The organism is Ancylomarina longa (assembly GCF_003996985.1).
Classification (GTDB): domain Bacteria; phylum Bacteroidota; class Bacteroidia; order Bacteroidales; family Marinifilaceae; genus Ancylomarina_A; species Ancylomarina_A longa.
The window spans coordinates 89,508-101,233 of sequence record NZ_RJJX01000004.1 but is presented as its reverse complement, the minus strand read 5'-3'; the positions used below and the strand labels follow the sequence as shown (position 1 = coordinate 101,233).

Sequence of the window (11,726 nt, the reverse complement as noted above, 5' to 3'; positions counted from 1 at the left end):
AATGAGGTATATATACATTTATTTGATTTTTATTTTTTCAATTAATTGCGTCATGGCTCAGCAGAGTCAGGATAGTACAATGGTTAAAAAACGTCCCAAGATTGGTTTGGTTCTTAGTGGTGGTGGTGCTAAGGGCTTTGCTCATATTGGTGTGTTAAAGGTGATCGATGAATTAGGAATTCCTATTGATTATATTGCTGGAACCAGCATGGGGAGTATCATTGGGGGTTTTTATTCAATGGGTTATTCTGCAGCGGAAATTGAAAAAATTGTGCTCGGTCAGGATTGGGATCATTTACTTTCTGATTATGTGTCGCGAAGACATATTCCGATTAATGAAAAAGAAGATGCAGAAAGATATATTTTATCCTTTCCAATCAAGCCAAAAGGAATTGATTTACCTAGAGGAATTGTGGTTGGGCAGAACATAATTAATCTGTTTGAAAATTTGTCTTTGGAATACCATAATCAAAATAATTTCAAAAAATTACCTATCCCGTTTGTGTGTATTGCTACTGATTTAGAAACGGGAAATGCTGTGGTTTTGGATAAAGGTTATCTGCCACTAGCATTACGAGCGAGTATGGCTATTCCTACTGTTTTCGCACCTGTTGAAATCGACGGGAAGTTACTTGCTGATGGCGGAATGATTAATAATTTTCCGGTGAAAGAGGTGAAAGCGATGGGCGCTGATATTGTAATTGGAGTTGATGTTCAATCCGGACCCAAGTCTAAGAAGGAATTAAATTCTTTTCTTGATATTTTGAATCAAACCATTTCCTTAATGGCTATTAAAGAATTTAAAAATAACATCGATTTTGTTGATGTTTATATTAAACCAGAAATGGGGGTCTATACTGTAGGAAGTTTTAATGATGCAGATTCCTTAATTCATAGAGGGGAAGAAAAGGCAAAAGAATTTATACCACGACTTAAAGAATTAAAAGATAAATATCACCTTAAAAAACAGGATCGAAAGATTTTTACTCCTCCAAATGACACTACCAGTATTTTTGTGAAACAAATAGAGTACAAAGGTCTTCATGATGTGGGGCATACATTGGTTGAAGGTAAATTAAATTTAGAAATTCCAGGTAAAATTTCTCTTGCTGAACTTAAAAAGGGAATTAATCGGGTTTATGGTAGTCAATATTTCGATCAGGTAGATTATAGGTTATTGGGAGACAAGGAAAAGATTTTAGAAATTAATGTAAAAGAAAGAACTACTAAACGATTTAATGTTGGTGTTCATTACGATTCAGATAATGATGCTGCGGTACTGTTAAATACTACATTCCGAAATAAATTAAAAAGAGGTTCTCGATTATCATTTGACCTTAAACTAGCTAGAAAACCTCGCTTTCAAACTACCTATACAATTGATAATGGTGTGAAACCAGGCCTTATACTTAAGGCCGAATATAATGATTCGGAAGTTTTTGCTTTTGAGAATGGAAAGAAAATTGCCAGTTATGATTTTAATTATGCCAAGCTTGATATGAAGATTCAATCGCTTTTTAGTGAATCTTATGCGATGGGAATAGGAGCTAAAACAGAATACTATCATATTTCTTCCGAATTTCCAAATCCTGATTTTATGGTAGTAGATGATAATGATTATTTTTACACCTATTACGCATATTTGAAGGTAGATTCGCATGATAAGGCCAATTATCCAACAAGAGGGATTAGCCTTTATGGAGAGTATAAATTGGTAACCAATAACGGATCAGCGCTAAAAGGTACAAGAAGACCTGCTTCTGTTGCTTATTTGAAATTTCAGAAGGCGATAGCTATTAGTCCAAGTTTCACCGTTTATCCAAAATTTTATGGTCGTGTTGTGTGGGGAAAGAATATTCCTAACTTTTACTTATCTTATACAGGAGGAATAGACCAAACTGATTATTTTGATATCCAAATTCCTTTCGTTGGATTAGAACGTATGGAGGTCCCATCTACCAATTCGTTTGTATTTAGAGGTGACTTTCAATATGAACTATTTCGGAATAATTATCTGATACTGAAAACTAATTTCGGGAAATTGGTTGAAGATGTGAACGATGCATTACATGCAGGGGAATGGGTAAAGGGTATTGGGCTAACCTATTCCTATAACAGTATTATCGGTCCTATGGAATTTTCTTTAATGTATTCAGATAAGAAAAAGGAAATTTCAAATTACATAAGTATTGGATATTGGTTTTAGTTGGATAGGTTGAGATATTTAATTTTATTCCATTTAATACTTTAAATAGCTTCCGGTTAAAATGTGATCTAATTTTAATATGACTTATATGATTAAAAGCCATTTTGCTTTTGCGCTGCTATTCTTGATAAATATATCTGTATTTGGACAAGAAGTAGAAGAAAGAGAAGTTTCCGATTGGAATCCTGATATTATAGGGTCTTCCGTCATACGTGGCATAGAATTTTCATATCATGTTAATACAGATTACGCAATTAGTTCAAAATCGGATTTATATGGGGATGGATCTGGTAAAATAGATAAAAACAGAATATTTAAAACCAAATTGCGTTTTCCCATATTACTAAAAAATAAGTTGAAATTAGCGGGTAGTTTTGAGTATAGCGATGAGGAATTTAAATTTCAAAATATAGGAGATAATAATTATCCATTGTATCGTAGTTTGAATGACAAAAATTTGAAAAGTATTGGTGGAAGTATATATCTCTTAAGCCAATTGAAAAGGAATATGTACTTTATGTTCCGATTTAATGGAAAATTAAAAGGTGATTATTGGCAGGAACATTTGGAAGAGGTTGGAAAATACACCTTTTTGAAAATGGAAATAACTCCGGTAATTGGTTGGAAGGTAAATCCGAATAAATCTTGGGGAGTTGGTATTGCTTATAGTTATACGTTTGGTGATCCATTAATATTTCCAGTGTTGCAATACAACCAAAATTTTAGTAAAAAATGGGGAGTAGAGGCATTTCTTCCTGCTCGAATAAAAATCAGATATCATCCATCCGATCTTTTCTTTGTTAGTGCTAAAGCCAAATTGACTGGAGGGAGTTATAGTATTCATTTAGATGATTCAAGCTTGGAGGATTTTAAAACATTGGAACTGCGAAGAGCGGATGTTAATTTTTCTTTGGAACTGGAAAAGGGAATCACGGACTGGTTGTGGGTATCCTTTGATGCCGGATACAGAGCAAATATCAATTTTGATGTGACTAACAAAAATCATGTGTTTGGTTTTTCCGGAAACAAGCTATCTAGTCAGCAAAATATTATAAACTCCAATGCTAATGGTGGATCCTTCTTTAATTTTTCATTATTCATTGTACCATCAAAAACGATACTTAAAAAGTTTGGTTTGAACTAAGTGATTTTTTTTGCAAATTCAAGTTTGCTGTATAATAAATAGAGGCAATATCCCTATTGTAAAATGGAATATTGCCAATTATTTTTAGGCCAAATCATCTGAAAAAACAGAATTTGCAATTTCTCTTAAATTATATCTTGAAGCCATTGCTTCTCCATACGCTCCTGTACTTCTCAATGCAATCAAATCGTTTCTTTGAGTTCGTGGCAAACGAATCGATTTTCCAAAACAATCGGATGATTCACAGATAGGACCAACCACATCATAATTTTCAGGTGCACCTGTTGAGCTTAAATTTTCAATCTTGTGATAAGCCTGATATAATGCCGGACGCAATAATTCAGTCATTCCAGCATCCAAAATTGCGAATTTAGTGTTAACTCCTTTTTTCACATATAATACCTTAGAGATTAAACTACCACATTGAGCCACAATGGAACGGCCCAATTCAAAATGTAAACTTTGATTGTGGCGGATTTGCAAGAATTCCTTGAATATACCAAAGAAAGTCTCAAAATCCGGAATAGGATTGGAATCGGGCTCGTTGTAGTCAACGCCAAAACCTCCGCCAACATTTATATGATTAACTAAAATTTGTCTTTCTTCAAACCAATTTTGTATTTCGTTGATTCGTAGACATAAGCCTTTGAAAACACTTAGGTCTGTTATTTGAGAACCAATATGAAAATGAAAACCTATCAGTTCAATGTGCTTGCACTGTTTTAGTGTTTCCAAAATATCATCAAATTCCCAGCGATTAATGCCGAATTTGTTCTCTTCAATTCCTGTAGTTATGTAATGGTGCGTATTTGCATTTACGTTAGGATTGATTCGAATTGCAATTTTTGCCATTTTATTTCGAGCGCTTGCGAGTTCATTTATAAGCTCAATTTCAGGAATGGATTCACAATTGAAGCAGAATATGTTCGCATCCAGCGCTATTTGAATTTCGCGATCAGATTTGCCGACTCCAGCATAAACAATTTTTTTTGCCGGATAGCCAGTTTCAAGCGATCTCAATATCTCATTTCCACTTACACAGTCTGCTCCAAGGCCATAGGATTGTATTTTTTCCATGATCCTAGTATTCGCATTTGCTTTAATGGCATAATGAACATGGTATCCATGCTTACCGGATTCTCTTTGAATACAGTCTAATGTTTTATCAAGAATATCTAAATCATAGAAATAGAAAGGCGTTGGAATATTGGTAAAGGTTTTTATTCTATTATTATTATTATTATTGAACATGATCGATTAGAATTGAAAAAGTAATTAGAATAAGTGTTTGCTTAAAGCCTGTAATGCAGCAATTTTATCTTCCTGACGGACTAAAACAGAAATATTGTGCTTGCTTCCTCCGTAGGAAATCATTCTTAATGGAATGTGTTCCAATGCTTCAAGAACTTGTTTTGCACTTCCTGACGTTTCTGAAATAAAATCACCTACAATGCAGATGATAGATTGATCCTGATCAATTTCAACCTTTCCAAATTTTATCAATTCTGATTCGATCTCAGAAAGATTACTATCATCGTCGATGGTTAAGGAAACGGCTACTTCTGAAGTCGTAATCATATCAATCGGTGTTTTGTAAATTTCAAATACTTCAAATAGCTTTCTCAAAAATCCATATGCTTGCAACATCCTGCCAGATTTTACCTTTACCGCAGTAATACCATCCTTTGCTGCTATTGCCTTAATTCCACTACCAGCCTGATTCCCCGATATTAAAGTTCCTTCATCCGTGGGGTGTAAAGTGTTTTTTAAGCGAACAGGAATGTTTTTAAGTTTGCACGGCATGATACTTGATGGATGCATTATTTTAGCTCCAAAATAGGCTAGCTCAGCGGCTTCTTCGAATGATAGTTGCTCTAATGACGAGGTATTCTCTACAAAGCGGGGATCATTATTATGGAATCCATCAATATCAGTCCAAATCTGAACTTCGGTGGCTTGAAGAACAGATCCAATAATGGAGGCTGTATAATCGCTTCCACCTCTTTTTAGATTGTCTACTTCTCCATAGGTATTTCTGCAAATAAATCCCTGTGTAATGAATAGCCTTTGATCGGAATATTGATTAAGTTCTCGATTTAGATTTTCCTTTATATAGAAATAATCAGGTTCTCCATCTTTATCAATTCTCATAAAATTCAAGGCAGGTAAAAAAATAGATTCTACTTTTAATTCAGAAAGATAATAATGAAACATAGCCGTAGAAATCAATTCTCCTTGTGCCAAAATTGCCTTCTCTTGAAGTGATGTGAAGCTTCTGAAAACGAAGTTTCTAATATAATTAAAATGTGTAGTGATAAGTTCTTGTCCTTTAGACTTGAATTCCTCACTATTATAAAGATCATCGATTCTTTCACGATATTTCAGTTCAAGATCTGAAATTTTCTCATTGGCCTCCTCTTTATTGGCTTGATACAATAATTCTGCAATTTGCTCAAGTGAATTTGTAGTTCCTGCCATTGCTGATAGGACAATGATTCTTGGTTCGTCTGATTGAACTAGTTGGGCTAGATTTCTTATCCTTTCTGAGGATCCAACTGAAGTACCACCAAATTTTAAAACTTTCATAAGTTGATATTTTTCTTCGACTTGTAATCGAGAACATTCTTGAAGTAATTTAAAGGATTTAGATAAATTTACTGCAAGTACATTTCATTGGTTACAAGTATATTTCATTGGTTAATAGATAAATTTCAAATAATATTTCAAAAAAAGCCTGCAGAATTTCTGCAGGCTTTTCTATTTTATAATAAATCGCTTTACATATATTCTATAATTCAAATTATAGGCAACTGTTTATTCCCTTTTAGATAAATATTCTGTTTAGAATTAAATGTATGCTTCATCATCTTTTTAATTATGCTGTAAAGGTGTGTAAAAATATTTACAAAAACAATGAAATATATTCAATCTGTTAAATTATTAACTAATGTATTTATTTCAATCGTTTGAGTATTAATAAACCTAAAATAGAATTCCGTTCCAACCCCATAAACCTCGAGGAACATCAACAAATTCGATATAAACTCGGTCTTGAGAAATATTCAGATCTTCTTTGGCAAGAATTGCGAAATTATGAGATAATTCTTTTGCCTTTGTCTCTGGGAATCCGATGCTTTTAAGCGTGAAATAAACACACGGTTGGTTTGTCCCGCTAAAAGTCATTTCTAACTTTTCGTTGAAGGAGGTCATGATATATTTTTCGGGCTTGCCTAGTTCAATGGAAAGTATGGCGGAACACTTTTTTAAAAAAAATTGTTGTTTTCTACTTGAAAAACTCTTGTTAGTTTGAACTTTTAAATAGGGCATAAGTAAAAGTTTTAAGGTTATAAAAATTAGTCTGAAAATATAATATTATTCAAATATCATAGTAATAGAAAGCTGAGATGCGTACCAATATATTACTAAATCAGATAATTACAAAATAAATGGAAATCTTCTTTAATTTATTTGTAGTGCTAATTTGGCATTTTCCATAGTTTTTTTTGAATTACCAATAAAAATTTTATCGTTTATTATTAGCACAGGACGTTTTAAAAAAGTGTATTCTTCTAAAATATAGTTTTTGTAATCCTCTTCTGATAATTTTAAATTTTTTAAGCCTAACTGTGTATATTTTATTGCCCTTCGGCTAAAAAGACTTTCGTAACTACCAGCTAATTGAGCCATTTCAGCAAGTTGATTTGGTGTGATTTTTTCAGTTTTAATATCTTGTTTTTCAAAAGAGGAAGGTAGCTCTAGCTCTGAAATGATTCTTTGACAAGTCGAACAACTTGATAAATGATATATTTTTTTCATACTAAATCTTTTTTTGATTGGTGTTTTGTGTAATGATTTGAATTACTTCTTCGGCTTGCTTTAAATTTTTACTATGTGTTTGTATGGCAAAATATTTTTGATAATAGGTTGTCTTAACTCCTTGCCATAATTCTTTAATGGCTTCTTTTTCTATATATTCCTTGCATATGCTATTAGGTAATAAACAGAGGCCTTGGTTAAACTGAATGGCATCAACTATTGCAATTAAATTGGGAATAACATATCTGGGTTTAAAAAAGGGGCGCTTTCTAAAGTTGTCTGTCCAAAATGATTTTATTGTATCCATTTTATGTGAGTAGGAAAACCAGTTTTGATCACTAAGCCACTTCTCCGCAGCATCCATATTTTTTTCATAAACAAATTGATGAAAAGGGATGGTGTTGAGATTTTTGCTGCAAATTAAGAGTAATTCTTCCCGACAAAAAGGTTCATATTTAATATTTTGATACGCCACTTTGGATGTTGTAATTAAAAGATCTAATTGGTTATGAAATAATTTATCCTGTAGGATTTCTGTATCTCCAAAAAGAAATTCAATATCCATTTCTAACTGATTGAGAATAGCCGAAAATGTATAATGGAACATCTCCATATTCATACCAATTTTAAGTTTTGGTCGGTTCTGCAAAGTTCTTCTTCTAAAGTTCTCTTCTGTTTTTTCAAGTTGAATGATGGCTTCTTCAATTTGATTGTAAAGTTGTATTCCCTGGGCAGTAGGTAACATTTTTCTGGGTTTTCTTTCAAATAACTTAATTCCTATATAAGCCTCTAGTGCAGAAAGTTGCTGACTTACTCCCGGTTGAGTCAGGAGTAGATTTTCTGCAGCACCTGTAAGCGTCCCACGTTCATATATTGCTTTAAAGGTTCTGTACCATTCTAAATTTAACATGACGATATAAAATAATTTATATAAAAGTATAAAAAGAATAAGTTTTATTATAGAAATTCCTGTTTTAACTTTGCCGTAAACAATTATAAAAGTATCATGGCTAAAATTTTATTTGCTCTCACAAATCATCCTAAGGATAAAACTGGATGGGAAACCGGATGTTATCTTTTAGAAGTTGCTGTTCCTTTTTTGTATCTTAAAAAAAATGGATTTGAAATTGATTTTGTTTCGCCATTGGGAGGAGAAGTGCCGGTAAAAGTCTGTGATACAAAAGATCCAAAATTACAGGCTTTTTTTTCTGATGAAGATGCAAGAGGTAGATTTTATCATACTAAAAGTTCTAATGAAATTATTCCGGATGATTATGAAGCCATATTTTTTCCAGGAGGACACGGTGTAATGTATGATATTGTAAACAATAAGGAATTGACGCAGATAGCGAGAAGGATTTATGAAAATCATGGTGTCGTTTGTGCGGTTTGTCACGGTGGTGCTGGTTTATTGAATATTAAGCTATCTGATGGTTCCTACCTAATCCACGGTAAAAAACTAACTGCATTCAGTAATAATGAGGAGGAAGCAATTGGTACGGATTCTAAAGTTCCGTTCTTATTGGAATCAGCACTAAAGGAGAAAGGTGCTCAATTCTCTTCGGTTGCTAATTGGCAATCTCATGTAGTTGTTGATGGAAGATTGATTACCGGACAAAATCCAGCTTCGGATTTAACGATGGCCAAAGAATTGGTAAAAGCTCTTCAAAGGAGCAAATGATGTATCTATTAATTTAAACTTTTAAAATATTTACAATGGAAAATTTTGATTTTTTTAACCCTGTAAAAATCCTTTTTGGAAAAGGAAAAATCGCAGAATTGGGCAACCATATCCCTAAGGATGCAAAGATTTTGATGACTTACGGTGGAGGAAGTATAAAGAAAAATGGAGTTTACGATCAAGTGAAAACTGCACTGGAAGCATATCATGTTACTGAATTTGGGGGAATAGAGCCAAATCCTCATTTTGAGACTTTAATGAAAGCTGTTGAGATTGTAAGATCTGAGAAAATAGATTTTCTTCTAGCTGTTGGAGGTGGTTCTGTTTTGGATGGAACAAAATTTATTGCTGCCGCCACTTATTATGAAGGAGAAGATGAGTGGGACATTTTGGCAAAACATGCTGAAATATCCAAAGCGATGGATTTGGGAGCCGTTTTAACCCTTGCTGCTACAGGTTCTGAGATGAATAGTGGTGGGGTCGTAACTAAAGCTGCAACTAAGGAGAAAATGGCATTTGGAAACCCATTACTTTTCCCAAAATTTTCGGTATTGGATCCCGAAACTACTTATTCATTGCCGCAACGTCAGATCACTAATGGAATTGTGGATGCTTTTGTGCATGTAATGGAACAATATCTTACCTATCCAGTGAATTCTCCTGTTCAGGATCGTTTTGCAGAAGGTATTCTTTTAACCTTGATTGAAGAAGGTCCGAAAGCATTAGCTTCGGCAACACCGGATTATGAGAATAGAGCTAACCTAATGTGGGCAGCCACTATGGCTTTAAACGGTTTGATAGGAATGGGTGTGAAGAGCGACTGGGCAACCCATATGATCGGTCATGAATTGACTGCATTCCACGGTATTGATCATGCAGTAACATTGGCGATTGTGCTTCCTGGCTTATTAAATCAGCTAAAAGAAAAGCGAGGAGAAAAATTGTTGCAATACGCCGAGAGGGTTTGGAATATTACCGAAGGCTCTGAGAAAAAACGTAAAAATCTGGCAATTGAAAAAACTGAAGCATTTTTTAACCAGGTTGGAATTGCTACTCACCTGAGCGAATATAACGTTGGACAAGATAGTATTGATGTCATTGTAAAACGCTTTGAAGGACGCGGTTATGTTGGAATGCTTCCGGATGTGGAGGTGAAAGACGTTGCCGAAATTCTAGAGGCAAGATTATAGAAAATTTATTGATTATTACCAAGGGCTGCCATATAATATATGGACAGCCTTTTTTATTTGAAGAGGAGAGTATAATTGCTATTGAAATGTAGAAATCCTTTCCACATCATCAATATTATCTATCTTTGGGTAACAAAATAATCGTGGAATGATAAAACCCGGATTGAAAATTGGAATTGTACTGAGTATTATTCTTGTGTTACCTTCTCTGTTTTTTTCTACCTATGAAATTGGTAATCTAAGCCAAAACGAGGCGGTAATCGATTCTGTTTATTCCAGTCAAATGGAGTCTATATTATTCTCTATAAACCAATATGCTGATGATGTGATGAGTGCCTGGGCTCATCAATTGGATAGAGGTGGATTGGAAATTGAGCAAGTACTTGAAAAGAACTATTCTATCGATGCCCTCGCTGTAATCGATAGTTCTCAATTTCTTTTATATCCGAAAGAAAAGATTGGAAAAGATAGTATTCAGACCTTGAAAAATTATTTGAAGCGATCATCTTTAAAGAATGCAACCAAAATTAAAACTTTACAGAGATACCTTAATACTGGTTACCAAAAAATAGAAGCCATTAATTCTGACTTTAAAGGAAAGAGTTTGTTTGTTTTTGCCCGCAAGTTGGACAGTACCTCATGGCAAACTGTATTTATTTTCTTAAATACAGATAAATTTATCTTAGAGAATTTTGGTCCTAAAATTCAGATCATTGCTCAGAATCGTTTTTTTATTTCTGTATTTAATGCAGATAGGGAAGTCTTTTCTAATGTACGGCATGACGAGCCAGAGAAAAATATTCGACAAAAAAAAGATATTTGGTTGTTTCCCGGATATCAACTGGGAATTCAGATGAAGGGAAATACGATTGAAGATTTGGTGAGAAAAAGAACTAGAACCAATATTATTCTTCTAATTGTTATGGATATTATCTTATTATTGGGTGCGTGGTTTGTGTATAAGAGTATAAGGCAACAGTTGCGGCTTACCCAATTAAAATCAGATTTTATTTCGAATGTTTCGCACGAGATCAGGACACCACTTGCTTTAATTAATATGTACTCCGAAACGTTGGAAATGGGACGAATTAATTCTGAAGCAAAGAAACATGAATATTATAAGGTTATTAATACCGAAGCTAATCGCCTTTCGCGAATGGTAAATAAAATTCTAAATTTTAACAGAATAGAAAGTGGACGGAGGGAATATCATTTCGTAATTACCAATTTAAATGAAGAGGTAGAAGTAATACTCGAAAACTATAAACAGCACTTAGATCAAAATGGTTTTGAGATAGTATTTTCTGTAAAGGATAGCATCCCTGATATTTTAATGGATAGGGAAGCGTTTTCGGAAGCTATTATTAATTTGATGGATAATGCCATGAAATATAGTGCAAAATTGAAACGAATTGAAATTGTAACGGAAAGCAATGCAGCATATACTTGCGTAAAAGTGAGAGACTTTGGAATTGGAATTGCTGCAAAAGAACAGCATTTGATTTATGATAAGTTTTTTAGGGTAAGTACGGGTGATTTGGCACATAAAGTAAAGGGTTCTGGTATTGGATTGAGCATTGTAAAGCACATTATGGATGCCCATCAAGGAAAGATTGATTTACACAGTGAATCTGGCAAAGGAAGTTGCTTTAGTTTGTGTTTTCCAAACAGAAAAAAATAAAACCGAAG

General features: G+C 33.6%; 10 protein-coding genes. 5 read left to right on the top strand and 5 right to left on the bottom strand.

Annotated features, from left to right (window positions below):
* The first annotated feature begins 52 nt into the window (after positions 1-52).
* Both DLK05_RS04815 and DLK05_RS04810 read left to right on the top strand, forming a co-directional pair.
* Entirely contained in the window at positions 53-2,206 is a 2,154-nt protein-coding gene (locus DLK05_RS04815) for a patatin-like phospholipase family protein (RefSeq protein ID WP_209319714.1), read from the top strand.
* Positions 2,207-2,294: 88 nt separating this feature from the next.
* Complete coding sequence (locus tag DLK05_RS04810; RefSeq protein ID WP_127342876.1) at positions 2,295-3,350, top strand: DUF6268 family outer membrane beta-barrel protein; 1,056 nt, start codon at positions 2,295-2,297, stop codon at positions 3,348-3,350.
* Positions 3,351-3,434: 84 nt separating this feature from the next.
* On the opposite strand, the gene lysA is transcribed toward DLK05_RS04810, so the two are convergent.
* From lysA to DLK05_RS04785, 5 genes are all read right to left on the bottom strand, one after another.
* Positions 3,435-4,601 carry a diaminopimelate decarboxylase gene (gene lysA / locus DLK05_RS04805; RefSeq protein ID WP_127342875.1) on the bottom strand — a complete coding sequence of 389 codons (1,167 nt, stop codon included), beginning with the start codon at positions 4,599-4,601 and terminating at the stop codon, positions 3,435-3,437.
* Positions 4,602-4,625: 24 nt separating this feature from the next.
* Positions 4,626-5,936, bottom strand: coding sequence for an aspartate kinase (locus tag DLK05_RS04800; protein WP_127342874.1), 1,311 nt, complete (start codon positions 5,934-5,936; stop codon positions 4,626-4,628).
* A 396-nt stretch (positions 5,937-6,332) separates the two neighbouring features.
* Positions 6,333-6,677 (bottom strand): phenylpyruvate tautomerase MIF-related protein, encoded by a 345-nt coding sequence (locus DLK05_RS04795; RefSeq protein ID WP_127342873.1) that lies wholly within the window; start codon positions 6,675-6,677, stop codon positions 6,333-6,335.
* A 132-nt stretch (positions 6,678-6,809) separates the two neighbouring features.
* Positions 6,810-7,166, bottom strand: a complete 357-nt coding sequence (locus DLK05_RS04790) for an arsenate reductase family protein (RefSeq protein ID WP_127342872.1) — start codon at positions 7,164-7,166, stop codon at positions 6,810-6,812.
* 1 nt (position 7,167) lies between these two features.
* Positions 7,168-8,076: a LysR family transcriptional regulator gene (locus DLK05_RS04785; RefSeq protein WP_127342871.1), complete on the bottom strand. Its 909-nt coding sequence runs from the start codon at positions 8,074-8,076 to the stop codon at positions 7,168-7,170.
* Between the two features lie 96 nt (positions 8,077-8,172).
* Here DLK05_RS04785 and DLK05_RS04780 point away from each other — a divergent pair, with 96 nt between their 5' ends.
* From DLK05_RS04780 to DLK05_RS04770, 3 genes are all read left to right on the top strand, one after another.
* Positions 8,173-8,847, top strand: coding sequence for a type 1 glutamine amidotransferase domain-containing protein (locus DLK05_RS04780; RefSeq protein WP_127342870.1), 675 nt, complete (start codon positions 8,173-8,175; stop codon positions 8,845-8,847).
* 35 nt (positions 8,848-8,882) lie between these two features.
* Complete coding sequence (locus DLK05_RS04775; RefSeq protein WP_127342869.1) at positions 8,883-10,037, top strand: iron-containing alcohol dehydrogenase; 1,155 nt, start codon at positions 8,883-8,885, stop codon at positions 10,035-10,037.
* A gap of 148 nt (positions 10,038-10,185) precedes the next feature.
* Positions 10,186-11,718: a sensor histidine kinase gene (locus tag DLK05_RS04770; RefSeq protein ID WP_127342868.1), complete on the top strand. Its 1,533-nt coding sequence runs from the start codon at positions 10,186-10,188 to the stop codon at positions 11,716-11,718.
* Positions 11,719-11,726: the final 8 nt, after the last annotated feature.